The 25498-nt window shown below is 65.1% G+C and carries 21 protein-coding genes and 1 pseudogene; 2 read left to right on the top strand and 20 right to left on the bottom strand.

Features of this window, described 5'->3' with window-relative positions:
• Nucleotides 1-154: 154 nt before the first annotated feature.
• The 5 genes from AC3ANQ_RS08075 to AC3ANQ_RS08055 form a co-directional block, all read right to left on the bottom strand.
• Nucleotides 155-373 (bottom strand): hypothetical protein, encoded by a 219-nt coding sequence (locus AC3ANQ_RS08075; protein ID WP_488304612.1) that lies wholly within the window; start codon nt 371-373, stop codon nt 155-157.
• Nucleotides 374-414: 41 nt separating this feature from the next.
• A complete protein-coding gene (locus AC3ANQ_RS08070) occupies nt 415-645 on the bottom strand; it encodes a hypothetical protein (RefSeq protein WP_488304611.1) in 231 nt (76 codons plus the stop codon).
• A gap of 369 nt (nt 646-1014) precedes the next feature.
• Entirely contained in the window at nt 1015-2109 is a 1095-nt protein-coding gene (locus AC3ANQ_RS08065) for an ABC transporter substrate-binding protein (protein ID WP_488304610.1), read from the bottom strand.
• Nucleotides 2110-2196: 87 nt separating this feature from the next.
• A complete protein-coding gene (locus AC3ANQ_RS08060) occupies nt 2197-3081 on the bottom strand; it encodes an ABC transporter permease (RefSeq protein WP_488304609.1) in 885 nt (294 codons plus the stop codon).
• Nucleotides 3078-3944, bottom strand: coding sequence for an ABC transporter ATP-binding protein (locus AC3ANQ_RS08055; RefSeq protein WP_488304608.1), 867 nt, complete (start codon nt 3942-3944; stop codon nt 3078-3080). Before AC3ANQ_RS08055 ends, AC3ANQ_RS08060 begins: the two co-directional genes overlap by 4 nt.
• A 468-nt stretch (nt 3945-4412) precedes the next feature.
• Here AC3ANQ_RS08055 and AC3ANQ_RS08050 point away from each other — a divergent pair, with 468 nt between their 5' ends.
• On the top strand, nt 4413-6068 hold the full coding sequence (locus tag AC3ANQ_RS08050; RefSeq protein WP_488304607.1) for an ATP-binding protein: 1656 nt from the start codon (nt 4413-4415) through the stop codon (nt 6066-6068).
• Nucleotides 6046-6714, top strand: a complete 669-nt coding sequence (locus tag AC3ANQ_RS08045; protein ID WP_488304606.1) for a response regulator — start codon at nt 6046-6048, stop codon at nt 6712-6714. Before AC3ANQ_RS08050 ends, AC3ANQ_RS08045 begins: the two co-directional genes overlap by 23 nt.
• Before the next feature lie 374 nt (nt 6715-7088).
• On the opposite strand, the gene AC3ANQ_RS08040 is transcribed toward AC3ANQ_RS08045, so the two are convergent.
• From AC3ANQ_RS08040 to AC3ANQ_RS07970, 15 genes and pseudogenes are all read right to left on the bottom strand, one after another.
• The gene (locus AC3ANQ_RS08040) at nt 7089-10091 is read right to left on the bottom strand and encodes a Tn3 family transposase (protein WP_488304605.1); all 3003 of its coding nucleotides are present in this window, start codon (nt 10089-10091) and stop codon (nt 7089-7091) included.
• 545 nt (nt 10092-10636) lie between these two features.
• Nucleotides 10637-10855 carry a hypothetical protein gene (locus AC3ANQ_RS08035; RefSeq protein ID WP_488304604.1) on the bottom strand — a complete coding sequence of 73 codons (219 nt, stop codon included), beginning with the start codon at nt 10853-10855 and terminating at the stop codon, nt 10637-10639.
• An 822-nt stretch (nt 10856-11677) separates the two neighbouring features.
• Nucleotides 11678-13378, bottom strand: coding sequence for an ABC transporter ATP-binding protein (locus tag AC3ANQ_RS08030; protein WP_488304603.1), 1701 nt, complete (start codon nt 13376-13378; stop codon nt 11678-11680).
• Complete coding sequence (locus tag AC3ANQ_RS08025; protein ID WP_488304602.1) at nt 13375-14397, bottom strand: ABC transporter permease; 1023 nt, start codon at nt 14395-14397, stop codon at nt 13375-13377. Before AC3ANQ_RS08025 ends, AC3ANQ_RS08030 begins: the two co-directional genes overlap by 4 nt.
• Nucleotides 14398-14399: 2 nt before the next feature.
• Nucleotides 14400-15491 (bottom strand): ABC transporter permease, encoded by a 1092-nt coding sequence (locus tag AC3ANQ_RS08020; protein WP_488304601.1) that lies wholly within the window; start codon nt 15489-15491, stop codon nt 14400-14402.
• Nucleotides 15492-15624: 133 nt separating this feature from the next.
• Entirely contained in the window at nt 15625-17247 is a 1623-nt protein-coding gene (locus AC3ANQ_RS08015; RefSeq protein ID WP_488304600.1) for an ABC transporter substrate-binding protein, read from the bottom strand.
• A 354-nt stretch (nt 17248-17601) separates the two neighbouring features.
• On the bottom strand, nt 17602-18030 hold the full coding sequence (locus AC3ANQ_RS08010) for a helix-turn-helix transcriptional regulator (RefSeq protein WP_488304599.1): 429 nt from the start codon (nt 18028-18030) through the stop codon (nt 17602-17604).
• A 118-nt stretch (nt 18031-18148) separates the two neighbouring features.
• Complete coding sequence (locus tag AC3ANQ_RS08005; RefSeq protein WP_488304598.1) at nt 18149-18310, bottom strand: hypothetical protein; 162 nt, start codon at nt 18308-18310, stop codon at nt 18149-18151.
• A 966-nt stretch (nt 18311-19276) separates the two neighbouring features.
• The gene (locus tag AC3ANQ_RS08000) at nt 19277-20518 is read right to left on the bottom strand and encodes an amidohydrolase (RefSeq protein WP_488304597.1); all 1242 of its coding nucleotides are present in this window, start codon (nt 20516-20518) and stop codon (nt 19277-19279) included.
• 722 nt (nt 20519-21240) lie between these two features.
• A complete protein-coding gene (locus tag AC3ANQ_RS07995) occupies nt 21241-22158 on the bottom strand; it encodes an MBL fold metallo-hydrolase (protein WP_488304596.1) in 918 nt (305 codons plus the stop codon).
• A gap of 451 nt (nt 22159-22609) precedes the next feature.
• Nucleotides 22610-23080, bottom strand: coding sequence for a zinc-binding dehydrogenase (locus AC3ANQ_RS07990; protein ID WP_488304595.1), 471 nt, complete (start codon nt 23078-23080; stop codon nt 22610-22612).
• Nucleotides 23038-23328: a hypothetical protein gene (locus tag AC3ANQ_RS07985; RefSeq protein ID WP_488304594.1), complete on the bottom strand. Its 291-nt coding sequence runs from the start codon at nt 23326-23328 to the stop codon at nt 23038-23040. Before AC3ANQ_RS07985 ends, AC3ANQ_RS07990 begins: the two co-directional genes overlap by 43 nt.
• Nucleotides 23325-23788, bottom strand: a pseudogene (locus AC3ANQ_RS07980) (winged helix-turn-helix transcriptional regulator). Before AC3ANQ_RS07980 ends, AC3ANQ_RS07985 begins: the two are co-directional and overlap by 4 nt.
• 56 nt (nt 23789-23844) lie before the next feature.
• On the bottom strand, nt 23845-24642 hold the full coding sequence (locus AC3ANQ_RS07975) for an enoyl-CoA hydratase/isomerase family protein (protein ID WP_488304593.1): 798 nt from the start codon (nt 24640-24642) through the stop codon (nt 23845-23847).
• 68 nt (nt 24643-24710) lie between these two features.
• Nucleotides 24711-25442 carry an acyl-CoA thioesterase gene (locus AC3ANQ_RS07970; RefSeq protein ID WP_488304592.1) on the bottom strand — a complete coding sequence of 244 codons (732 nt, stop codon included), beginning with the start codon at nt 25440-25442 and terminating at the stop codon, nt 24711-24713.
• Between the last annotated feature and the right edge of the window lie 56 nt (nt 25443-25498).

Raw genomic sequence — 25498 nt, 5'->3', positions numbered from 1 at the left:
CCGCAGCCAGCCCATGCACCCGACTTTCGGGTTTCCTGTTGCGATGGATTGCTGGGACCTGGCTGACGTTTGGTAGCGGGCATAGGCCGGGATGGTCAGGAAGGTGGGGAATTCTCCGGCCTGTTGTCACACCGGGGATATATTCCGGTTCGGTTTATGGTTCCGAGCGGCTTTTTTCGTGGATGGTTCCGCAGGGGACGGAGGGGTGCACCTCGAGGGTGTAGTTGGCGGTGTCGTGTTGGGTGACGAGTATGCCGTGCCTGTGCTCCAGTGCAGCGGGTATCAGTCGGTTGACGGCGTCGGTGAGCCGGTCGTCTTTGCTTTGGGCCTCGCTGACGGCGATGTCGAGGCGGAGCGGTGCGGTTTCGTTCACGGCGGGGTCCTTGTCCGGGGCGCGCTTCGCGGCAGAGGGGGTTAGATCTGCGGGGCGGGGGTTGACGGGTAGGTGCGGAAGGCGAGGACACCTTCCTGGTTGTTGAACATGGACCGGCCCTTTCCCACGGGTTGGATCAGCCACAGCGTGTTCCCGTCGTGGGTGACTCCGTCGGCGAGTCCGCGGGCGAATACCTGGCCGTCCTTGCTGAGCTTGATTTCGTCGCGGGTCCGGATCCTTGTCCAGTCCCGGACGTATTCGTCGGTTGTCACGGTTGTCCTTTCTGTGGGTGGCGCTTGGTGGTGGGGTTCCTTTTTGCGCGTCGGCGTTGTGGCGCCATGTCGGTGGTCTTGCCTTGGCTTCGCATCCTGTGGCCGGGTGTAGGCAGGGTTGCCGACCCCGGCGTAGTAATCGCGGGCACCGAATCGGTCAGTCCGGCGGCCGTGCGGTCCTGGATGTACTTCAGCGTCTTGACGTTAGATATTGGCGGGGGTTCTGGTCAACGTCCTTGTGGGCGGAGGTCGTGGTCATGTGGAGCGGGTGAGGTTCGATCGGCCTGCGTGGAGTACCACGCAGGCCGATCGTGAGGCGTCATTTGCTCGGTGGCATTGTGACGCCGGTACTTCTATGTGGGGATCACATCAGCCGTTGTCGCCGGCAGGCGTCGAGGTGGTCGTGAAGCCGCCAACCTTGTTCGCCTCGATCGCGTACTTATTCGTGAAGGTGCCGCCGACCGGGATCTTCGAGACGTCCATGCCGAGCAGCTTCTCCATCGAAGCGATGGTCTTGGGGCCGCCCGCGGGCATGATGCCGTCCGGGAGGAACTGACCCTTGTCCTCCTCGAGCGCCTTGACGTAGTCCTCCTTCTTGACGTTCTTGTTCTGGACGTAGTCCTGGGGCAGCTTGTCGGCAATGTCTTGGGCCGAATGCGTCGCGATCCAGTGCATCGTCTCCACGAGCGCGTTGACGACCCGCTGAACGGCGTCCTCGTGGGTCTTGACCCAGTCGGCGTTGGCGATGACGCCCGCAGCCGGCCAGGTGCCGCCCACGGCCTTGTTCGCGCCGTCGGTCGTGGCGAGGTCGATCGCCGACTGAGCGATGCCCTGGCCCTCCATCGCGGCCACGGTCGGCTGGGTCGTCATCACACAGTCAGCCGCACCGGTCTTGATGGCGGCAAGGGCGGTAGCGCCCGCTCCGGCCTTGACGGTGGTGTAGTCCTTGTGCGAGACGCCGGCCTGCGCGGCGATGAACTGAGTCAGCGTGTCGGTGCCGGATCCGAGGTCGGTGACGCCCATCTTCTTGCCTTTGATGTCGGCGCCGGAGTGGACGTTGGCGTTGGGGCTGCACATGATGCGCTCGCCCGGGGCCCCCGAGAGCTGCACGAGGTTGATGATGTTCTTGCCCTTCGATTGGAAGTCGAAGGTGTGGATGTACCAAGCGCCGGACATGTCGACCTGGCCTGATGCCATGGCGTCTTCGGCGCCAACACCGCCGTCGGTCTCGGTGGAGAGCTCCATATTGACGCCGTACTTCTTGTACAGGCCGAGCTGGTCCGCGAGCTTATACGGCAGGTAGATCTGCTTGTCGATGCCGCCGATCATCATCTTCACGGTGGGCATCGGGCCGGAGCTCGCAGTGCCCCCGCCGCTGGCAGCGGGGGCACCGCCGCCACATGCCGCGAGACTGAGGGCAACGGCTCCGGTAGCGGCGACGGCAAAGATAGTGCGTTTCATCATTGTTTTACGCATCCTATGTTGATCCCCGAAGGGATGTGGGTGTTTTGGTGGAACAGAATTGCTGGGTGGGAAAGTCTGTTTTCGGCCTTAGATCGACTGGGCCTCGGAGCGGTTCGGTGGACGCCACTTGAGGAGCCGGTGCTCAAGCAGCCCGATGAGGAATTCGGCCCCAAGCGTGATGACGGCAATGATCACCATGCAGGCGAAGACTGTGTCCGGATCGAAGGTGCCCTGGGCTTGGCTGATGATGAGGCCGATACCCTTCTGGGCGCCCAGCACCTCCGCGACGAGGGCACCGATGATCGCGAAGCCGAATGCGGTGTGGAGGCTCGCGATGATCCACGTCATGGCGGACGGGATCGTCACGTGCATCGCCACCTGGAACGGGGAGGCGCCGAGCACCCGCACGTTCGCCACGAGGTTCTGGTCCACTTCGCGGACGCCTTGGAACGCATTGAAGAAGACGACGAAGAACACGAGCACGGCTGCGAGGAGGATCTTCGGGAAGCTCCCGAGGCCGAACGCCACGATGAAGATCGAGCCGAGCACAATACGGGGGATCGAATTCAAGATCCGGATGTACGGCCCGACGACCGCCGAGAGGTACTTGTTTGAGCCCAGGAGGAGGCCGAGCACGACACCGACGAGCGTCCCGAGCACGAAACCGAGGAGCGCTTCCTGGGCCGTGACCCCGAGGTTCTCCCAAATGGTGCCGAATGCGGTTCCCTCTGTGAAGAGCTTGACGAGGGCGTCCCAGATCTGCGTGGGCTGGCCGAAGAAGAACTTGTCGACCCAGCCCTCCTCGGTGAACCACTGCCAGCCGCCAATCACGACGACGGCGAGTGCCAGGCGACCTATCCAGATCGCTCTCGTGCGGCGCCGGGCTTTGTTCCGGCCGGCGTTCTTGGCTGCTGTCTCGGTTTCCACTGGCTTCTCGCTCTTGCGCGTTTCATTATGGGTGAGGGTTGTCATGCTGCTGCTCCTGCTGCTCCTGCTGACCGCGCATAAGCGCGGTCAACTTCGTCCTTCAAGGACTCCCAAATCTGCCCCTGGAGCTCCAGGAAGCGCTCCTCGTGGCGGATCTCCTGGACATTTCCGCGCGGCCTCGGCAGATCGATGTCGAAGACATCCTTGACCGAGCCCGGGCTGCTCGTCATGATGACGACCCGATCGGAGAGCGCCACCGCCTCGTCGAGGTCATGAGTGATGAACAGGACCGAAGGGCGCAGCTCCTCCCAGAGCTTCAGCAGCTCGTTCTGCATGATGGCCTTGGTCTGCACGTCGAGCGCGCCGAACGGCTCATCCATCAAGAGAATCCGAGGATTGTTGATGAGGGACGCAGCCATTGCCACGCGCTTGCGCATACCCCCGGACAACTGGTGCGGGTAGCGATCCTCGAAGCCGGCCAGGCCGACCCGACGCAGCCAGTCCCTGGCTAGTGCCGTGGCTTCGCGCTTGGGCGTGCCGAGGAGCGTCGGGCCCATCATCACGTTGCCGAGCACGCTCTTCCAGGGGAACAGCGCGTCTGCCTGGAACATGTAGCTCACGCCGTTCGTGATGCCCTCCACGGTCAGGCCGCCCACCTTGACGGAGCCTTCGCTCGGGTTTTCCAGGCCCGAGACCTGGGCGAGCGTGGTGGACTTGCCGCAGCCGGTCGGTCCGACAATGGAGCAGAACTGGCCCGGTTCCACGCTGAGGGTCACATCACGGATGGCGGTGAATGTCTCGCCTTTGGGCGTGAGATAACGCTTGGTCAACCCGACGATGTCGATGCCTGCCGCGTCCTCGGCTCTCTGGGGGGCCGCGGGCGGCCGGTTGGGATGATTAGCATCCATTGTGCTAAGACCTCTCTGTCTTTCGGTTCTTGTGACCGCTCGTTACGACAGACGCCACCGTGGTGTGTCAGGTAAGCGAGACGGCCGGGTAGGTTCTTTTCGGTTCAGCGGCATCGTGAAGCTGCGGTGTTTATGGTTGTGACGTTGGCCGCGTGCCGCCGACTTCAGGTCCGCGCGATGCCGGTCTTCAAGGTGGGGGTCGTCGGCTTCCAGCAGCCTGTGGGGCCCGAACGCCGGTTCCGGCGGGCGTGCGGCTGCTTCCTTGGAGTTCTGACACCCTTGTCACTCTCGAATCCCCTCCTTGGGAGTCCTTCACGTCCGTGAGGTGGATCACGGAAACTATGTCAAGCTTAGAAAGTGATCGTTCGTGCCAGAAGACTTCAGTAAGTTGTGCGCCTTAACAGGGAAAGTGCACGTTTTGTGCGTTTTCTGCAGCAGGGTAAATGCCCGGCCGGGGCGCGGATTCCGGTGAGCCGCGCATCAGCGACACGGCGCTTCCGGTCCGGGCGCCATTCTTCGACCCTGACCACCCTGATCCTCCGGGTCTCGCTCCTGTTGCTGCTGCTCACCGTCGTCCTGGGCGGGTTTTTGTTCACGCTGATCAGCAACCAGACCTTGGACCGGCAGTACCAGCTGCGTGCCCTGGGGATTGCGAGCACCACCGCGCAGATGCCGGAGATCCGGTCCGCCCTGGCAGCCGGGGATCCCCAGCACATCATCGACGGGCTCGCCCAGGAGATCACGGCCGCCGCACAGTCCGCCTACGTCGTGGTGACCGACCGCAACGGCGTCCGGTTCTCCCACCCGAACCCGGCCCTGATCGGCCACACGCTGGAGGAACCCGTCGCCGTGCTGGACGGCGAAACCCACCTGGGGTTCAACCAGGGCAGCCTGGGCACGTCGGCCAACGCCAAGGCCCCGATCTTCGGGGCGGACGGCTCGGTCATCGGCCAGGTGTCGGTGGGCATTGAGGAAACCAAGATCTTGGACACCCAGGTCCAGAACATCTGGCTGATCACCGGGTTCTCGGCATTGGTCCTGGCCCTGGGAATCAGCGGTTCACTGCTGCTCTCCCGCCGGATCAAGCGTGTCACCTTCAACCTGGAGCCGGCCGAGATCGCCTCCCTGTTGCAAGAGCGCGAGGCGCTGTTGCACGGGATCCGGGAGGCCGTCGTCGGGCTTGACGACGACGGCAGGGTGACGGTCATCAACGGGGAAGCCCGCCGGCTGCTCCAGATCGAGGAACCGGCGCTGGGAAAACCGGTTGCCGAACTGATTCCGGACGGGAGGCTCCGGGACCTGCTCACCGGCAAGCTCTCCGGCACCGACCAGGTGGCACTGACAAAGGATGCGCTGCTGGTGGTCAACCGTATGCCCGTCTCGACCGCCGGGCGGAGCATCGGTTCCGTCATCACCCTGCGGGACCGCACCGAGATCGAGGCCCTGGTCCGGGACTTGCACTCCATCCAGGGCCTGATGGAGGCAATGCGCGCCCTGGAGCACGAATACGCCAACCGGCTGCACATCGTAGACGGCCTGCTGGAGATGGGGGAAGTGGAGCAGGCCAAGAGCTACGTCTCGCAACTATCCACCGCGTCCAGATCGCTCAGCGAATGGCTCCGTTCACGGCTCGCGCCGCCGGAACTGGCAGCCCTGCTGCTGGCCAAGATCACCGTTGCCGCCGAACAGGACGTGCAAATCGAGGTGACCGCCGAGTCTCGGCTGGAACGTCCCCAGGTTGACCAGGCGGAACTGCTGACCATCGTCGGGAACCTCCTGGACAACGCCTTGGACGCGCTGGCCAACACGCCCCGCCCACGCACGGTCACGGTACAGTTTGATGACGCCGACGGTGTATTCATCGCCGTGCGCGACAACGGACCCGGCGTCCCGGCAGACAAGATCGACCAGGTAGTGGTGGACGGCTATTCCACCAAGGACCCGCGACCGGGCATGCGGCGAGGAATCGGACTGGCCCTGGTCAGGAGAATCGTGCATCGGGCAGGGGGCACCCTCGACGTGTTCCCGGGGCCAGGCGGCAATTTTGAGGTATGGCTGCCGGCCAACCCGCACATTGCGGACAAGGACAGGAGGGCAGGCATTGATCAAGACACTGGTCGTTGACGACGACTTCAGGGTCGCCGGAATCCACGCGGCCCGCGTGGCCAGGGTTGACGGCTTCGAATGCGTGGGCGAAGTATACAGCGCCGCAGCCGCGCGGGAGGCAATCGCGCGTCTGAACCCGGACCTGCTCCTGCTGGACGTCCACCTTCCGGACGAGGACGGGATCTCCCTGCTACGGTCCCTGCAAGCGGCCGGAACCCAGGTTGACTGCATCATCATCACCGCCGCCCAGGACCTGGCCACCGTCAAGTCAGCCATGGCCAGCGGCGCGGTCTATTACCTCGTCAAACCCTTCAGCTTTGACCGGCTCCGCACCCAGCTGGAGGCGTACCGGAAGTGGCGGCAGGAACTGGAATCCGCATCAACCGCCAACCAGGCCACCATCGACAGCCTCTACAACGCCCGCTCGGCCGGGCCCATGCCCCCCGCCCCGGCGCCGCGCCTGCAGCCCACCATGCAGAAAGCGCTCGACGCCGTCCGCGCCGCCGGCGCCCCCGTCAGCGCTGCGGAGATCGCCGACCAGCTCGGCGTCAGCCGCCCGACCGCCCAACGGTACCTCAGCGCACTGGAACGCAAAGGCCTCCTCACCCTGGACCTCACATACGGCAGCACCGGCCGGCCGCTGAACTCCTACACCGTACCCTAGCCGCACGAACCGCGCGGGGCACCAACCCCACAGTTCCAGCCAACAGCAAGGGCATCCCGCACGGCATCCATGATCGCGGAAACGAACCGTCCCGGCCCCGGCATCGCGCCTGGGACCGGTCCCAGGTCAAACGCTTCGACGCTGCAGTGGACCTCGCCACCACCGAAACACGGCTACCCGGCAGCCGGAGAGCCCGGCCCCCAGCGACTCCAGTCCGTGACCGGCACCCCAGCCGCCGGGCCACCCACCACCAACACGTTCACCTGGGGTCCGGGCGGGCGCATGACCGGCCGTTCCGGGGAGACCGTGCCTACACACCTGACGGGAAACCCGCCACCACCGTGCCCCACCAAGCGGTGCCCCACGCCCTCACTTCAGAACAGCGTGTCGCGCACCCGCAACGGCCGGTAGCCGGTGGGGCCGAGCTGGGCCAGCTCACCTTCGATGTCGACGTCGATGGATCCGAAGAAGTTGATGTTCTCGCTGTGCGCCGGGGAGATGTGTGCCAACACCTCGTCGTCGAGACGCCGCCCCGCCGTCCGCATCGACTCGACGGCCAGACCGTAGTACTCCGTGGTCCACGCGACCACGGCGTTGGTGACCAGGGTCAGACACCACGCCTGCTCCGTCTGCCGTTCCAGGTGCCGGGCACGAACGGCGCCCTCGTGCGCGTAAAGCAGGTCCCGTTTGAGTGCGTGCAGCGACTCTCCCTTGTTCAACTGCCGGGAGATCTTGCGCCGGTAGGCAGGGTCGGCCAGGTAGCGGGCGGCGTAGATGGTGCGGCGCAGCGCCCCGTACTCCTTCAGCGCCGCCGCCAGCGCGTTCTGCCTGCCGGACGCGGAGAGCTTGCCGACCAGCAGGGACGCGGTGGCGTGCCCGAATTTCAGCGACCCGGCCAGGCGGAGCAGGTCGTCGTAGTGCTCGGCGATCAGCTCGGTGTTCAGCTTGCGTGTCAGCAACGGCCCGGTGTTCGGGTAGTCGGCTTCGGCCTGCGCGCGGGATCCCATGCGGTTGAGGGTGATCTTGCCCAGGTCCCGGATGCGGGGCGAGAGCTGGAGTCCGAGCAGGTCGAAGAGGGCGAAGTTGACCAGCGTCACCCCATGCGTGTCCGTCGCGTGCTCGGTGATGGGGATGTCGGTCGCGTTCCCCAGGATTTCGTCAAGGACGTAATGGGCCTCGCGTTTCGTGGCGACGATGACCTTCGTGCCGTAGGTGGTGTGCTGGTCCGTCACGTGCGTGTACGTCGAGAGCCCTTCGTTCGCGAAATACCTGCTCAGGGCCCTGGCGGTGACGGACTTGCCGCGGGTCGGGAAGCGCTGGCCGTCCGAGGAGGACAGGGTGCCGGTGCCGAACACCGGGGCCAGCGGCAGCCGTTGGTGGTAGTCGATGATCGCCAGGTTCGCCGCGCGCAGCGTCTCCTCCCGCACGTACCACTCCGCAGTCCAGGCCAGCACGTCGTAGGAGATCCCGCACGCATCAGCCATCCGCGTGAGTCCAAGGTTGGTGGAATGGCTGATCAGCACCGCGATCAGGTTCCGCTTCAACTCCGGGCTGCGGGCCTGCTTGCCCCCGGCATGGGTGAAGAAGTCCAAGTAGCCGGTGCGCTTGTCCAGCTCGATCAGCAACGACACGATCGGCGCGAACGGCAGCATCGCGGTCAGTTCCGCCTTCAACGCCGTCGCCTCGGCCGGCACGTCCTCCGCCGACAGCGGCGAGATCACCAGGTCACCGTCCTCGTCCAGGCGCACCGGGCCGTCCCCGGCGGCCAGGACCACCTCAAGCTCCCCGAGCGCCTCGCCCAGCTCGTCCTCAGCCGCGGCCAGCGCACGGGCGGGATCGGCGGCCTTGCCCACCAGCCGGCAGAACTCTGCGCGCTGCAATCCCCACCTGTCCGGGGTGAGCAGGTAGGCAGCCGGGTCGGAGTAGCGGCGCGAGCCCGGCACGAACACGTCCCCGGTGCGCAGCCCGTCGCGCAGGGCCAGCAGCGTGCACAGCTCCCAGTAGTGCCGGTAGGCGCTGGTGTTGCCGGACATGGCCGCACCCTCCAGGTAGCCGCGCCACCGCGCAGGCACGAACCCGGTCGGCGCGTCGGCCGGGACCAGGCGGGCACCGGCGGCGTTGAGTCCTCGCAGGATCTCCACAGCATCGAGCAGCCCGGCCGCGGCGGTGCCGCCGGCGAACGTCACCGCGGCGAGGACGTGCGGCGTGAATTGCCGCAGATACCCGTAGGAGCCGTCCAAAGCCGTGAGATGCCCATGATCGCGCGGCAATCGCGGGCAAGCCTGCGCCAACGCGGCCCGCAGGCGGGGCCACCCGATCCGGTCACCACGGATCAACCCGCCGATCTGCTCATCAGGCACGGCCGGGTCGGTGATGATGGCCAGCAGGTCATCCAGCAGCGCCTGCCGGTCCTCCCCGGCCTTGCCCCGCTCGGCAAGCGCGTCGCGCATCTTGCGCCCGGCTTTGCTTTCCCGCGCGGAGATGGCCTGGTCAAACAGCTGCACCACCTCGTCGAGCACATCGGTCGCCGACTGCGCCAGCATCGTAAGCAGGATCGGGTAGCGGCGCTGCGGATCGCGTCGTTCCAGCGCCTGCGCGGTCAACCGGCGCCCGACCGTGGCCAGGAACCGACGCCGCTCGGCGGGCAGCACCGACAAGTCGAGGGTATCCGCACCCAGGCCGCGCAGGAACTCCAGCTTGGCGACCTCAGCTTTCACCGCGGCCGGGGACGCCTCGACAGGGCCTGTCGACAGCCACCGCAACCGGGACATGCCGATCCCGGGGTCGGTCACCAGCAGTGCGTCCAGCGCGGCGCACCGGGCCTCGGTGAATTCGCGGGCCAGCCGGTCGAAAGTCTCCCGCTGCGCCTCGGCGCGGGCATGCGCGACCCGCTCGACCACGGCCACCGGCCCGGGCCGGAGCACTCGTGCCGAGATCAAGTACTCGCATCCCAGCCGGAACAGCAACGTTGGCGAGTCGTGCTCCAACGCCCGGGCCAGGAGGAACTCGTCCAGCTCCTTGAGCTCCATCGTCGACGGCAGCCGCCACCCCAGATACTTCGCCACCAACCGCAGATGCTCGGTCCGGGTCTTCGCGCGCCGCCCATAGGACCGCAACTCCTCCGCATCGATACCGAGCTGGCCGGCCAGCCGGGCCACCACCACCGGCGGCGCCGAAGACACCTTGTCCGGCACGAACCCCAGCCACGGTAACGTGCACAACGCCACTGCCAAACCCAGCCGGTCAGCCGGTCCACGCCCCCGGCCGGGATCGACGAACGCGACATCCGCCGGGGTCAGGGTGAAGAACCGGAACAACTCGTCCCGGCCGATCTCCGGGAACCCCCGAAGCCGATCCAGCTCTTCATCAGCAAACACGTGCGTAGCCAAGAACGACCTCCAACGAGCCCACAAGTTCCCAGCTCAGAAGCCTACCCCAGCAATATCCGCCCGATTTTCGGCGAGTACTACGGCGACCCCGTTAGGGCGGGCTTACGCGTGCTCCGCGGCACACGCCGCGCTCCGGACTCCGGACTCCGGACGGCAACCGGCTTCCCGGCGAACGCTGCCGCAGGGTTCGGACTGGTCGGGCCGCCAGACCGTGTGCCGACCAATGTCGAGCAGCTTCCGCTCACCGACGTCCGTGATAACCCAGACAAATCCGTGTTCGGGAAACGCCATGTCAACCCACCCATGCGACAATGCGCCCGTTTCGTGATCTCTCACGGCGATGCGGTGGCCGCGGGCCAGGGACAAGAAAACTTCAATTTCGCATTCTGTCAGCGACTCTTTCGACCCGCTTCTCCCTGGCCCTGCGTCGAGAGCTGCCGCACGCAGCGAACAGCCGGCCTGGCGGGCAGCAGGGCAGACCATATTAAACACGCTGCTGGCCGGCGCACCGGAGACACCGCTCTGACCCTGGCTCATCGCAGCTCATACCCCCACTTTTCGAGTGTCACGCCGGGGGGAACTTCGCTGTTCAGGCGCGCTTCATAGCGGCCGGGGGCCAGCCGCGTCACGGAGATGCCGACGTGTTCAGCCATCGCCGCCGGCTTCAGGAGATCCACCGCCTCATCCAGAACGGCGTCCAGTTCCTTTCGCGTTTGAACGGCTACGACGAGACAACCGGGTGTTGCGTGCATGGTGATGAGTCCTCACTCTCAGGGGGTGATCAGTACTTTCGACAGGCCAGCTGCCGTGGCGTGGAAGGAGAAGCGGTAGCCGCCGGCATGGTCAGTCGGGGACGAAACCGGCCGGTCGATTGGCCCAGCGGAACTTAGGGGCCAGGCTTTCAGCAGGACCTTGGAACGCCGCAGAATGGCGGCGGTTTGCTGCCGACAGACCAACGATGGTGGCTTCAACTTCATCCAGGGATCGCTGGATCCACGCGAGGGCGGCCAGGTCGTTGGAGCTTTGGGGGCGGGTCCATCGATGAGGCCTTCAGGAGCGCAGCCCGGCGGCTGATCCTGCGGGAAAGTTCGAGGATCAATGGTTGGATCATGGCCAGGGATGCGTCCCGGGCTCTGTGCGCGGAAGCTTCTTTTCCAGCGCCACGGTGGGTGGCGGTGATCCTGAGGCCCAGGTCGGAGGAGGTCGGTCAACGGTCTGCCCTTCAGGTTGTTCAAAGTATTGGTCTTTTGGAAGTGCTCTTGGCCCGCCGGAAGGGGAGGTCCAGGTGAGGTCGTCCCGCCGCAGATCGTCGGCGCCGCAGGGCAGGCCGTCCGCCACCGGGAGGGCCTGCCCTGCGGCGCCGGACGAGCTGTGGCTCTACAAGCCCGGGCGCACCTCCCGGTCAACGCAGCCAGCTACGAAACGGCAGCTTCAAAGGCCAGGTTCCCCATTTCCCGGTGCCCGGTCTTTGGTTTCAACAACACCGTCGGCCAAGCCGCCCTATCGGAGCCAACTGGCCAACCATGCTTAACTGCGAAGGGCCTGTTTACGACTGTTTTACGGTTGGCTGCGCCTTAGTTTCCCAGCAGCTCGGTTTCGAGCATCTCGCGGTGCTCTTCGCGGCGTCTGGCTTGTTCTTCAGGATCGGGAACGGGCAGCGACGCGATGAGTTTCTTCGTGTAGTCGTGGCTCGGGTTGCCCATCACCTGGTTGCCAAGGCCTTGCTCCACCATCTTGCCCTTGTAGAGCACCCCGACCCAGTGGGCGAGCATGTCCACCACGGCGAGGTCATGGCTGATGAACAGGGCCGCGAAGCCGAACTCCTGCTGGATCTCCTTGAAAAGTTCCAGCACCACGGCCTGCACGGACACGTCCAGGGCCGACGTCGGCTCATCGGCGATGAGCAGTTTCGGGTTCAGGATGAGCGCACGGGCCAGGGAGGCGCGCTGGCGCTGCCCGCCGGAGAGTTCGTGCGGGAACCGGTCAGCGAACGACGCCGGCAGCTGCACCGACTCGAGCAACTCGCCGACCTTCTTGCGCGCCTCTGCCGCGGACGGTTTGGAGTGGATAATCAGCGGCTCTGCCACACAGTCGCCGATGGTCAGCTGCGGGTTGAACGAGGCCGCCGGGTCCTGGAACACGAAGCCGATCTCCTTGCGGAGCGGCTTGAAGGTGCGCTCTTTGAAGTTCAGCATTTCGTAGCCCAGCACCTTCAGGCTGCCGCCCGTGGTCCGGTTGAGGCCGGCGATCGCCCGGCCGATGGTCGTCTTGCCGGAGCCGGACTCCCCCACGAGACCGAAGACTTCGCCTTCGGACACGGTGAAGCTGACGTCGTCGACGGCCTTGAACGCCGGGCTGCCCAATCGTCCCGGATACTCGATGGTCAGGTTCTTTGACTCAACCAGCACCTGGCCGCCCTGGTGGGCACGTTCGACCATGCCTACGGATGCGGAGTTGCGGCCCAGGTGCGGGACGGCGGCGAGGAGCTTCTTGGTGTAGTCCTTCTTGGGCTGGGCGAACAGCACTCGTGAGGACGCCTCCTCCACAACGTCGCCCTGGTACATGACCACGACGCGGTCGGCGAGGTCGGCGACGACGCCCATGTTGTGCGTGATCAGCACAATGGAAGTCCCGTAGTTATCGCGCAGGTCCCGCAGCAGTTCCAGGATCTCGGCCTGGACGGTGACATCCAGGGCGGTGGTCGGCTCGTCGGCCACGATGAGGCCAGGGTTCAGGGCGAGCGCGGCGGCAATCACGACGCGCTGTTTCTGGCCGCCCGAGAACTGGTGCGGGTAGTAGTTGACCCGCGTTTCCGGGTCAGGGATGCCCACTTTGCGGAGGGCTTCGATTGCCCGCGCCTTGGCGTCCTTGGCCGAGACCTTGCCGCTGGTGCCGGCGTGCGCGCGGATGCCTTCGGCAATCTGCCAGCCCACGGTGAAGACCGGGTTGAGGGCCGTGGACGGTTCCTGGAACACCATGGCCACATCGCGGCCCCGGATCTCCCGCAGCCTGGCCTCGCTGACGCTGATGACGTTGTTGCCGTTGATCAGGACCGCGCCCTGACTGGCGGCCGTCTCCGGCAGCAGGCCCAGGATGGTCTTGGCCGTCACCGTCTTACCGGATCCCGATTCGCCAACGATGGCGACTACCTCGCCGGGGTTGACTTCGAGGCTGACGTCCTTGACGGCGAAGACGTCGCCAGCATCGGTCGCGAACGTGACTTTGAGGTTCTCGATGTCCAGAACGGGGCCCGGCCGGTCGATGTTGGTGGTCATGAACTGCTCGATTCTGCTTCAGCGGCGTCCTGCGCGCCGGCGGTGGGGGCGGGGCCGACGGGGGCGGGTACCTTGCTCCCGGCCTTCTTGCGGCCCCTGAGCCGTGGATCGTTGAGATCGTTCATGCTCTCACCGACCAGGGTCAGCCCAAGCACGGTCAGGACGATGGCCGTACCGGGGTAGATACCCGTCCACCAGATGCCCGAGGAAGCATCAGCTATGGCCTTGTTGAGGTCGAAGCCCCATTCGGCGGCGGAGGTTGGTTCGATACCGAACCCCAGGAAGCCGAGTCCGGCCAGGGTCAGAATTGCCTCGGAGGCGTTCAGCGTGAAGATCAGCGGCAGTGTGCGGGTCGCGTTCTTGAAGATGTGGCGGCCCATGATGCGGACGCTTGAGGCGCCCACCACCTTGGCTGATTCAACGTACGGCTCTGCCTTCAGCCGGATGGTCTCGGCACGGATTACCCGGAAGTACTGCGGGACGAACACCACGGAGATGGAGATGGCGCAGGCAACGATGCCGCCCCAGAAACTGGACTGGCCGTGGTTGATGACGATTGACATCACGATGGCCAGCAGGAGCGACGGGAAAGCGTAGATCGCGTCGGCGATCACCACCAGCATCCGGTCCAGCCAGCCGCCGAAGTAGCCGCTGAGGAGGCCGAGTGCGACGCCGAGGAAAATCGACATCACGACGGCGACGACGATCACGACAAAGGCCGTCTGGGCGCCCCAGATCACGCGGGAAAAGACGTCATAGCCGCTCACCGTGGTGCCCCAAATGTGGGCAGAGCTGGGGGGCTGCTGTGCCGGGAATGTACCCGACGCATCGCTGAGCTGGGCAAAGCCGTAGGGGGTGATGACCGGTGCCAGCGCCGCCGTCAGCAGGAAGGCGACGGCCAGCACCAGGCCGGTGACGAGCATGCCGCGCTGCAGCCCGACGCTCGTCCGGAAGTGCGAGATGACCGGCAGGCGGTAAAGGAGGGGCTGCTTGCGCCCGCTTACTGTGGTTGCGTTCATGGCTAGTACCTCACTCGCGGGTCGATCAGGGCTGCGATGACGTCGACGATGAAGTTCGTGATGGCAACGATGACCGCCAGCAGCACGACGATGCCCTGGACGGCGACGAAGTCGCGGGAGTTCAGGTATTGCACCAGCTGGTAGCCGAGGCCCTTCCACTCGAAGGTGGACTCCGTGAGGATGGCCCCGCCCAGCAGGAGGGCGATCTGGAGGCCCATGACCGTGATGATCGGGATGAGGGCTGGCTTGTAGGCGTGCTTGGTGACGAGCCGGTAGTTACTGACGCCGCGGGACCTGCCGGCCTCGACGTAGTCCTTGCCTAGCGTGCCGATGACGTTGGTGCGGACCAGCCGGAGGAAGACCCCGGCCGTCAGCAGGCCCAGGGTCACGGCCGGGAGGACCGAATGGGCAGCGACGTCGCCGAACGCGGTCATGTTGCCGCTGCGCAGCGCGTCCAGCCAATAGATCCCGGTGGGGGAAGCCAGGCTTCCCATGGCCAGTTCGGTCCTGGTGGAGGCCCGTCCCGCGACGGGCAGCCAGCCGAGCCAGACCGAGAAGGTCAGCTTCATCAGAATGCCCGCGAAGAAGACAGGGGTGGCGTAGCAGAGGATGGCGAAGAAGCGCAGGACGGCGTCGGGTGCCTTGTCGCGCTTGTAGGCGGCGATCAGGCCGAGCGGGATGCCGACCAGCAGGGCCACGATGAGGGCGTTGATGGCCAGTTCCAGGGTTGCCGCGCCGAAGGTTGCGAGCATTTCAACAACGGGCCGGCGGTCGGTGATGGTGGTGCCGAAGTTGCCGGTCGCCACCTGGCCGACGTATTCCAGGTACTGCACCAGGATCGGGCGGTCGTACCCGGCGTCGTGAATGCGCTGGGCGAGCGCTTCGGGGGGAAGCCTGCCGCCCTGGGCGGCGGTGATGGGGTCACCGATGACCCGCATCAGGAAGAAGACCAGGGTCACCAGGATGAAAATAGTCGGAATGATCAGGAAGAACCGGACCAGGATGTAGGTGCCCAGTCCCCCGCCCGTGGATTTTTTCTTGGACGGAAGGAGTCCGTCGGCGGCGCTTGGCGGCGCCTCAATCAGTGTTGTCATTGGTACCTAAAGTTGTGCTTTCGCGGCCAGGGGCCGGCCCCGTGAACTGCAGGATGCGGCAATCACCAGGAAAGGCGGGGGCGCCTCGAGGGCGCCCCCGCCTCGCAGGCTGGTCAGGACAGCTGATGCAGCCTTACTTGGAGACAGTTCCCAAACGGAACTTGAAGGAGGCGTCAAGCGTCTTGTCGACGCCGTTCACACCGTTCGCCGAAATGGCAACCTGCGCGCCCTGGAGCAGCGGCAGCGTCGAAATGTCCTTCGCCAGCGCGTTCTGGGCGTCCTTGATGGCCGACTCGCGGGCGGTCTTATCCGTGGTGGTGAGCTGCTTGTTGATCAGGTCCGTCACGGTGGGGTTGTTGTAGTGGTTCTTCAGCCAGCCGCCGTTCGGAAAGAACGGGGACAGGTAGTTGTCGGCGTCACTGAAGTCCGGGAACCAGCCGAGCTGGAACAGCGGGTATTCATCAGCACGCGCAGCTTTACTGTAGGTAACCCACTCGGTGGACTGCAGGTTGACCTTGAACAGGCCCGACTTCTCCAGCTGGTCCTTGATCATGGCGTACTCGTCGCCCGAGGACTTGCCGTAGTGGTCCGCGTTGTACTGCAGGTTCAGCGACACAGGGGTGGTCACACCAGCGTCGGCCAGGACCTTCTTGGCCTTGTCCAGGCTGGGCTTGCCGGCGTCGCCGTAAGCGTCCTTGAACGATTCGTTGGCGCCGAGGAAGCCGCCGGGAACGTTGGAGTACAGGGGCAGGTAGGTGCCCTTGTAGACCTGGTCCGCGATGGCCTGGCGGTCAACGAGGTTGGCGATGGCCTGGCGGACGCCGGTCGCCTTGGCCGGATCGGCATCCGCAGCCTTGGCACCGAAGGGCATGGTGTCGAAGTTGAACGTGATGTAGCGGATTTCGCCGCCGGGGCCCACATTGACCTTGACCTTGGAGTCCTTCTTCAGGTCATCGATGTCGGTGGCGCTCAGGCTGCGGTTTGCGACGTCGATGTTGCCCTGCTGGATGTCCAGCTTCATGTTGGTGGGATCGGCGTAGTACTTGATCGTGGCGGCATCATTGGCTGGCTTGCCCAAGACACCCTGGTAGTCCGGGTAGGCCTTGAGGCTGATGAGCTCGTTCTTCTTGTAGCTGTCGATGGTGTACTGGCCGTAGAACGCCTTGGCCTTGATGATGTCGTCATCCGAAAGCAGCTTGTCCGCCGGGAAGACCTCGTCGTCGACGATCGGCGAGCTGCTGAGGATCTGCGCAAAGGTCTGGTCGTTGGCCTGCTTAAGCTTGAACACCACAGTGGTTGCGTCCGGGGTGGATACACTCTCAATGTTGGTCAAGAGGCTGGAAGGGCCGACAGGATCGGCGATCTTGACCTGCCGGTCGAAGGAGAACTTCACGTCCTTGGAGTCCAGGGTGTGGCCGTTGGCCCACTTGAGTCCGGGCTTCAGCTTGACGGTGTATCCGGTGGGTGAGGTGAAGGACGCGGACTCGGCCAGGTCCGGAACGGGCTCGGCACTGCCCGGCTTCGAGTTAAGCAGGAAGGAATAGACCTGGTTCATCACCATGAACGAACCGTTGTCGTACGAGCCCGCAGGATCCAAGGCGGTGACCTTGTCCGTGGTGCCGTAGGCGATCGGGCCGCCGGCAGCTGAAGAAGCCGAACCGCCTCCGCCGGACGGGCCCGTGCAGGCCGTCAAAGCGAATGCGGAGATGCCCGCGAACGCGATAACGCTGCGCAGGGCTTTTTTGTTCATTGCCATCAGTGAACTTTCTGTTCGATGGATACGGCGTACCGCCGTCGGTAATTTCATCGGAGCACACACTCCTGATTCAATTCATCGACCGCTGCGGCCGGAACGTTGCTGGCCATGGTGAGCCTTTCTCGAGCCACCGCAGTCCGTGGCCCGCCCTTGGGGTTCTCGGCATCTGCGGTTCCTCCTGAATAGTTGTAGCGGCTGAATGCCTGAGCGTAAGTTCGTCAGACCTGCCGGTGTTGATGCACTCCTCACCGATGAGGCGCGCGTCACATCTTCAGTTTTGGTCATGTGACGGGCCAAAACTAGAACGATCACGCCCGGCGCCGGTACCCGAGCGCCACGTCGATCGTCTGGTAATCAGGTAACGGCGTATGCCTCGCGATAGTCGCTGGGCGACATCGAGAACTCGCGTCGGAACTCCCGTCCCAGGTGACTCGCGTCGCAGAACCCCCAGCGGTGAGCGATCGTGGCGATCGAAGAGCCCGCGTTCACCAGGTCAGAGCGGGCGGCCGCGATACGGTGCACACGGATAACAGATCCGACGGTGTCACCGGTCCTGGCGAAGGCGCGATGGACGGTCCTGGACGCGACGTTGTGCGCTGCGGCCAGATCGCGGACCCTGATCGCACCCGAGGCGAGGTGCTCAACGATCCACGCCTCCAGTTGTTGCCGGAGGAGCGGCAGGAAGTCGGCGTCGCCGACGTCGGGACCCTGGACCGCTCGGATCATGCCTGCGGTGAGGACCAGTAGTGCATTGCGAGCACCTTCCACCTCCACCGGCGACATCTGGTCGATCTGGTGACCCAGACCGTCTGCCGAAAATGGGGTGAGCTTCCTGTAGTCGGTGCAGGTGGAGTTGTCCGGCGGGCGGGGGTGAGCCTGCCGGTGGATGATGAGGATGGGGTCAGGCTGCCGGGGTCAGGGTCACGGTGTAACCGCGGGCTTCGAGCTGGCGGACGTGGTTGCGTTTGCTGGTGTCGGGGTTGGTGTGGCGGCTGAAGTGGTCGGCGCCGAGGTCATGGACGGACCGTGCGTCCGGATCTTGGATCAGGTGCCAGATGATCACGAGAATGGAACGTCCGACATCGACGATGGCGCGTTTCTTGCCGCGCCGCCGTGCGATTCTTCGGTAGCGTTCGCCCAGGAAGGTATCGGCTTCGCCTAGGACCCGGGCGAAGTAGCGGTTGCCGTGCCCGGTCGAGCTTCATCCAACGGGGAGCACCCCGTGGCAGAACAGTCGAAGCGCTGTAAGTCCGCTCTGGCCCTGATGAGATGGCTGCCTCGGCGGCAATGTCACGCATGGTTGGCTCAGCGTCTTGATGGTGGCGATGGTTGCCGTGTGCCTTCCCTGCGCGGTCCACGTCTGGCGCCAGTCATGCAGTGGCCCTACCCAGGATCATGGCCCTACCTGGACGGATCGGGTATCGGTCCAGGGACCGGAACGGTCGAAGCAAAGACCGAAGATGGGGCCATCATCTGGATCCGCAACGGATTCAATGAACGCAAGCTGATTCACTTCGATGACTGTTGTGCTACCCCCATTCTGGAGAGCCATTCCAGCCCTACTTCCTGAAGAGAGAGACCATCCACACCGGCACAAGGCGCAGCACGAGAGACCGCCTATGTTAGAAGGGCGAGGCTGCTCCAAACACAGCCAGGAGTGCGAACGCAACCCCGGCATGGCCATCTGGCCGAGGAATGCGGACGCCGCGAGAGCCGTGGCGGTATGCAAACTGGAAACCGCGCCCAACGAGCCGGGGCGGCGAGGTCTATCGAGGGCTGCGTCTGCGAGTGGTGCCGCGAAGAAAATCGGACCCAGTGAGGCGGCAACCAGCGCACCCCCGGCGCCGACGTCGTTCATTCGCTGCACGGCCAGAATCGGGATCGCCAGAGCGGAGCCGGCAATGGCATTCTGGGGCACCGAAGCGGCAAGGATCCGTGCGCGCATTCTTCGGTAACGACCGCCATTCAAGGAGTGGGGGCTTCGACATGACCACTGCAGTGCCCTCCCTCTGGGCCCTGTCGGTGCAGGCTACGAGATCCGCAACCGGGCCAGCAGGACCGAGGCGGCTGCCCGGGCACCCGTTGCCAGCGTTGGTTCAATCACGGGTGCAAAATGCGGTGAATGGTTGCCCGGGACGGGCGCGTCGGCGTCGAGAATCTCGCTGCTGAGACCGCCGAACGCCCAATAGACGGACGGAATCCCCAGGGGTTCTGCCAGGGCCCCGAAGTCCTCGCTGCCCATCAGCGGGGGCATCAAATCCACCTGCCCCTCCCCGAACGCGGCGCGGAGTTCTTCCACTACAGCGTCCGTGCCGGCGGGTTCGTTGTACATCCGCGGGAATGTGTAGAGCTCCTCGACCTGCGGGTGCGGAGCGCCGGAAGCGTCTGCCTCTGCGTCGAGGATCCGCCGGATGGCATCGAGCACCTGGGAGCGGACAGCCGGTTCCAGCGTCCGAATGTTCAGGGTGAATTCGGCCGTCGCGGGGATGATGTTCTCCTTGAGACCGGCATGGAAGGTGCCGACTGTCACCACGGCCGACTCCAGCGGGTCGACTTCGCGGGAGACGATAGTCTGCAGGCGCACCACCATCTGGGCGCCCAGGACAATGGGGTCTATGGCGCTCTGCGGCTGCGAGCCGTGCGATTGCCGGCCATCGACCGTCACCTTCCACGAGTCTGCCATCGCCATCGCGTTTCCCCGGCTGACAGAGATGGTGCCTGCCAGGCCGGCCACCACATGCTGGCCGTAGAGAATTTCCGGGTGAGGCGCCTTGTGCCACAGTCCGTCCGCCACCATGGCCTTCGCGCCGGCGGCTGTTTCTTCCCCCGGCTGGAAGATCAGCACGATGGTGCCGCTCCAGTGCTCCTTTGCTTCGAGCAGCAACTCGGCCGCGGTTAGCAGGGACACGATGTGAATGTCGTGTCCGCAGCCGTGCATGACCGGCACATCGGTGCCATCGGCCAGCACGCCGCGGGCTGTGCTGGCATACTCCAGCCCCGTGTCCTCCGCAATCGGCAGCCCGTCGGTGTCGGCGCGGAATCCGACGACAGGGCCCTCGCCGTTGCGGATGACCCCGACGACGCCGGTTCCGCCGCAGGGGAAGTTCTCGATGCCCAGGGCACCGAGGCGCTCGGAGATAAGGGCGGCCGTCTTGTGTTCCTGCATGGACAGTTCTGGGTTGGCGTGGAGTTGTTTGTACAACTGATGCATCCGGTCCCTCAGTTCGTCAGAGATCTGAAGGTCGGTGCATTCCTGGCTAGCGCTGGTCATGTGATTCTCGTTTCTTCGTAGGAAGCAGGACTGGGCGCGGGCAGGTGTCAAAAGCCCGCAGCGGCATCATTCAAGGAGGCCAACCGACGCGTTGTCTGCAGCCTGCTCCTTGCGGCGCAGGAGCCAGGCCAGCACTACGGTGCTCATGACGGCGATAACCCGGGAGACCAACGACGCTGTCAGGAAGCCGTATTCCGGGAGGACGGCATCGACGAGGCCAAGTTCCGCGGCCGCCCGTGCCGAGAGGTTCTTGCCTGCTGCCCGCTCCAGTCACGGCGACTGCATCCACCGCAGACAAGTCCAAGGCCCGCACTGCGGCCACGACGTTGTTCAGCGACTCCGGATCTAGCGTCACGGGGCGGCGGTCAGCGTTCTCAAGCGTCAGGATGGCAAAGCGGAAACCGGCATGGTGGACGTATTCGGTGCAGATCTCGGTGAGGGTCTCAGCGGAGTGGTTCTAGGGTACTGGAAGGTCTCCAGGGTTGCGGGCTTCTCGGACACGGCGCTCCCTTGCGTGAATAAGTGATAGATCGTCGTCGGGATTCTGTGCATGGCGCGGTTCCACCGCCTTCTTCGCGTTGCCCGGCGACAGGTACGACCCGCTCGGCGAACCTGGTCCCGTACCTGACGCCGCCGTTCCTGAGGCGGCCGACAATCGGCAGTGAGGCCCGGCTGGACGCGGGGAATTGCTCGCCGGGGCCAGCCGGAAGATCATGCAGCTGTCAGGATGTGGCGGCTGAGACTGCGGCTGAGACCGAGACGCCGTTCTCGCGGACCCCGATCACGCTCGCGGCCGAGAACATCAAGCTCCAGACGTTGCCGTGATTGGGGTACTTCGTCATCATCGCGCCGACCAACTCCTCGACACTCGTCGCGACGTCGAATGCAGCCGAGAAGTCCCGGATGTAGGCCCGGGTCTCGGCGATCATCGTGTCAACGGCGTAGTCGTCCCCGTCTGGCCGGCGGTGACCAGCGACGATCATCTTCGGCTGCAGGCTCTCGACCACGTCGATGGTCTCGAGCCAGTCCTGCCACTCCGCGGGAGTCGACAGTCCGAGCATCGGGTGGATCTCGTTGTAGATCGAGTCGCCGGCGATGACGAGGTCGAGCGCGGGCACGTGGACCAGCGACGTCGGGTGGATATCGGCCTGCTTCACTTCGATGATCCGGATCGGGGAGCCGTCGACCCACAGGGTGTCTCCATCGATCGGCTCCGGGTAGGGTCCGAAGGCCACGCCGGTGTCACCGAACAGCAGTTGCCACTGGCCGACCTGCATCTCCCTCGTTTCCTTCATGGACTCGACGACACTGGGCAGGGCGACGCATTTCGCCTCCGGGAACCGCTCCAGGAGGGGCCCCATGCCCAGGTAATGGTCGGCATGGTCATGGGTGATGTAGATCGTCGTCAGCTTCTTGCCCGTGCGCTCGATCAGGTCGCCGAGGTCCTTGACCTCTTCGATCAGGTGCAGTGCGTCGATCAGGACGATCTCCGTAGCACCGCTGATGAGGGTCGCCGTGGTGGGCGAGAAGGTGCCGGAGGGGATCAGGTCGGGCATCTCCTCGAATGGGACGTTCGGCCACCGCCCGGCGAAGACTGTCGCCCGAATCGGCACGGCGGTTGGGTTCGTTTCGGTGTTCACGTGGCGCCTCCAATGGGCGGTTGGTACGCCGGGACATCCGGCCCAGCCAAAATTAGTATTGGCCTCTTTTCAAGATAGGAACACAGCAACCTCGTGCTCTAGGACGGTCGCGCCCGGCGCTAGTACCGGACTGCCTTGGCGCGGCAGAGGTTCCCTCAGTGGCGGACCCCGTACCGATGCAGGACGCGATCGTTCTAGAGACGCGCGTCAGCTTTCCTACGCTGCAATGCCCAAGGAAAGGACAGGCAATGCAGCGAATCGGTGTCATCGGAAGCGGCCTGACGGGGCCCGCATTGCTGAAGTGAGCGTGCGTGCTGGTCTCGATGTCGTGGTCGTGGAGTCCCGATGACAGGGCGGTCTGCTCGGTCGGAAGTCTAGGCGCGGCTTCTACACGTACTGAGGATACGTCGGGGACGCCCCCACGGGCAGCGGATGCTTGATGAGCAACTCCTCACCAGACGAAAAGCACCTTCCCGCCGCGGCCGGTCTGCGCGGCGTGGGCCAACGCATCCCGGTGCCGTTCGAGGGGGTAGGTGGCTGCCAGCGGAGCCGCCAAGACACCCTCGCTGACGAGAGCGGCCAGTCGGGCATAGGTCGCGATGATCTCCTCGCGCGGCGTGGTGTCGAGCCAGTGCTTCTGCCAGAAGCCGCGGACGCGGATGTTGTCGCGGAAGATCAAATCGGCGGGCATGACGGCGACGGGGGTGCCGCTCAGCCCGCCGTAGCTCACGACGGTGCCCCCGTTAGCGAGCCAGGACGCGGGGCTCGTGGAGGTCTGCCCGGCGACTGAGTCGAGCAGCAGCGACGGGCGCTCGTCGCCGAGTGCCGTGTCCATCTGCTCACCCAGCACGGGCCCACTGACGACCACTGCGTCGCCGCCTAGTTCCAGAAGCTCGGCCGCGACCTCGGGTCGGAGGACCACGTTGAGGGTGCGGACGCCGACGTGCTTGGCGTGAGCCGGACGAAGGATCGGAGCCGAAGGTCGGCAGTCAGAGGATTGACACCCAGCATGGCGTAGTGGCCCCTGATGAACGGCAGGTCCGACGGGTTGATGGGCGCTGCCTCCATTGCGACGAGCACCTGTCCGGTGCTCGCTTCGACGTCGTCGGACTCGATCAGTTCGGGGGCCGCGGTCGGCTTCCCGAACGCACGAATTCTCAATGCCTTCATCGTGGCCTGCGTTCCTGGTAGGAGGACCTGCTCGCGAGTTGCAGCGTAGGTGCGTCGGCGCGCGCGACGACGTGCACCTGCTGCGAGTCGACTGGCTCCGCGCAGCGGTCGCACACCACGCGTGCGCTGCAACTCTGCTGACAGAGCATGTGCTCGACGTACCAGCGGTCTGCCGCTCCGTGGGGAGCCCATCGCGCAGCCCAACTCTCGATGGTCATGAGAATCGGAAACAGGTCGCGGCCCTTCGCCGTCATCCGATACTCGAACCTGTCCGGCTTGGTCTGTAATGCGACCGTCGGAAGACGTCGTCCTCGACAAGAGATTCCAAATGCATTGTCAATGTTTTGAGGTTTATCCCGAGTCGCCTCTTGAAATCGTTAAACCTGCGTACCCCGAAATGGCACTCAGCGAGGATGGCGAGATTCCAACGTCGGGTGAAGATCTCGAAAGCGCCGATCACTCCTGGTCCCACCGGATCACGTCGGCGCTTTCGCTCATGCCGGTCACATCTGACCCTCACTGGTAGGACGGCTGGCGCTTTGCCAGGAAGGAGTCGACGCCCTCGACGCCGTCGGGCCCCACAATGGCGCGGGAGATGGTCGCCGCTTCTTCGCCCATCTGGTCTGCCATGGTCCGGCCAGCCGACTCGCGCATCAACCGCTTGGAGTTGGCCATGGCATTCGAGGCGCCATTGCGGAGTCCGGACACGACGGCCTCGACCGTTGTGTCCAGGGCCTCCCGGGGTACGGCGCGGCTCACCAGTCCCCAGTCGGCCGCTTCGGCTCCTGTGAGGACACGGTTGGTGAGAGCGAGGTCCATGGCGCGGGCCCAGGACAGTCGGTTCGGGATCACCCAACTCAGCCCGCAGTCTGGTGTCAGGCCGGAGGCGGTGTACGCCAGGACGAGCTTCGCTTCGGCTGCGGCGATCACGATGTCACCGACGAGGGCAACACCTAGACCGCCGCCCGCGGCAGTGCCGTTGATGACCGAGACCAGCGGCACCTCGAGCGCCCGAAGAGTCGCCAGACCCGCGTGCAGGTTGTCGGACGTCGCCTGGACCTGGGCGCCGCGATCCGCTGCTCCTGCGAACTCGCCCAGGTCACCGCCGACGCTGAACAGTCGGCCCTGGGCGCTCACGACCACGACGCGTGCGTCGCCGTTCCCGGCATCCGTCGCGGCGCGGGCGGCCGCCTCGCGCAGGGCTTCACCCATGCGCTGGTCCAGGCTGTTGGCGGCTCCGGGGTGGGCGAGCTCGATGCGTGCCACCCGGTCCGCGACGCCGTAGTTGATCCGGTCATGGATGTTTGCTGCCACCGGAAGTGCTCCTAGGTTGATCGCGGCGTTCGGGGCGCCTTGGGATGTGTCTGCGTCGGGGTCGAGAACTAGCCGGCTGCTGCGGTGAGTCGGAGCTGCCGAGCAGACCCCAGATGTGCGCCTTCCGGGTCCCAGGCGTCGATCGTCTCGGTCACCCATCCGCCTTCGCTGGCCCGCACCGTCCTGGATCGAACGAGGACCCAGGGCGATGTCGGGACGTTGGAAGTGAGGTGAGCCGAGAGTTCCAGTGTCGGCACAGGTCGCTGCTCAGTCAGGACCGCTGTGTACGACGGAGGAAGGGCGTCCAGGAAGAAGATCACGCTGCACGGGTCTACGGGCTCCTCTTGATCTTTTAACCGCATCCAAGCGGTCATGACCGGATCCGCAGCACCGGCGTACGGCCGGACAGAGCCCACGGGTCGGACCTCGACCTGGCTGAGGACCGGAACCTTGTCATCCATCCCGTGCAGCGGCGCCAGCAGATCGGGGCCTGGGACGTCTGGCGCATCGGGGGCATACACGGGCGCGCCTGGCTCTTGGTCGGACCCGAGGAACGCTGTAGCTGTGAGACAGACCCCGGCGGCGCCGTAGCACGTTGCCTGCATCGCTGTCACGCTGCGGCCGGAGCGAAGCACGTACGATTCGATCGTGAACGTCTCGCGAATCGGCCGGTGGAACTGCCCGCTGATCGAGCGCAACGGTCGGTCGGGGGCCGTGCGCTGCATCGAGGATGCGACGAGCGATAGGGCCAAGCCACCGTGCAGGCCACCGAATCCCCAGGCAAACGGGGGCACCTCCATCACACCTTGCTGCTCGGAGAGGAGTATCGAAGCCAGATCGTCAGTCGCACGTGGTC

It is taken from the genome of Arthrobacter sp. DMZ02-1R (genome assembly GCF_057747935.1).
Note: the sequence above shows the minus strand (reverse complement) of the source record. Positions and strands in the feature narration are given on the sequence as shown.

Bases quoted from the DNA above. Each gene is read 5' to 3' on its own strand.
- AC3ANQ_RS08030 (WP_488304603.1), bottom strand. From the start codon at position 13,378: ATGACCACCAACATCGACCGGCCGGGCCCCGTTCTGGACATCGAGAAC.
- AC3ANQ_RS08000 (WP_488304597.1), bottom strand. From the start codon at position 20,518: ATGACCAGCGCTAGCCAGGAATGCACCGACCTTCAGATCTCTGACGAA.
- AC3ANQ_RS08015 (WP_488304600.1), bottom strand. From the start codon at position 17,247: ATGGCAATGAACAAAAAAGCCCTGCGCAGCGTTATCGCGTTCGCGGGC.
- AC3ANQ_RS08025 (WP_488304602.1), bottom strand. From the start codon at position 14,397: ATGAACGCAACCACAGTAAGCGGGCGCAAGCAGCCCCTCCTTTACCGC.
- AC3ANQ_RS08055 (WP_488304608.1), bottom strand. From the start codon at position 3,944: ATGGATGCTAATCATCCCAACCGGCCGCCCGCGGCCCCCCAGAGAGCC.
- AC3ANQ_RS08035 (WP_488304604.1), bottom strand. From the start codon at position 10,855: ATGCACGCAACACCCGGTTGTCTCGTCGTAGCCGTTCAAACGCGAAAG.
- AC3ANQ_RS08060 (WP_488304609.1), bottom strand. From the start codon at position 3,081: ATGACAACCCTCACCCATAATGAAACGCGCAAGAGCGAGAAGCCAGTG.
- AC3ANQ_RS08065 (WP_488304610.1), bottom strand. From the start codon at position 2,109: ATGATGAAACGCACTATCTTTGCCGTCGCCGCTACCGGAGCCGTTGCC.
- AC3ANQ_RS08020 (WP_488304601.1), bottom strand. From the start codon at position 15,491: ATGACAACACTGATTGAGGCGCCGCCAAGCGCCGCCGACGGACTCCTT.
- AC3ANQ_RS07985 (WP_488304594.1), bottom strand. From the start codon at position 23,328: ATGAAGGCATTGAGAATTCGTGCGTTCGGGAAGCCGACCGCGGCCCCC.
- AC3ANQ_RS07970 (WP_488304592.1), bottom strand. From the start codon at position 25,442: ATGGAGGTGCCCCCGTTTGCCTGGGGATTCGGTGGCCTGCACGGTGGC.
- AC3ANQ_RS08010 (WP_488304599.1), bottom strand. From the start codon at position 18,030: ATGTCGCCGGTGGAGGTGGAAGGTGCTCGCAATGCACTACTGGTCCTC.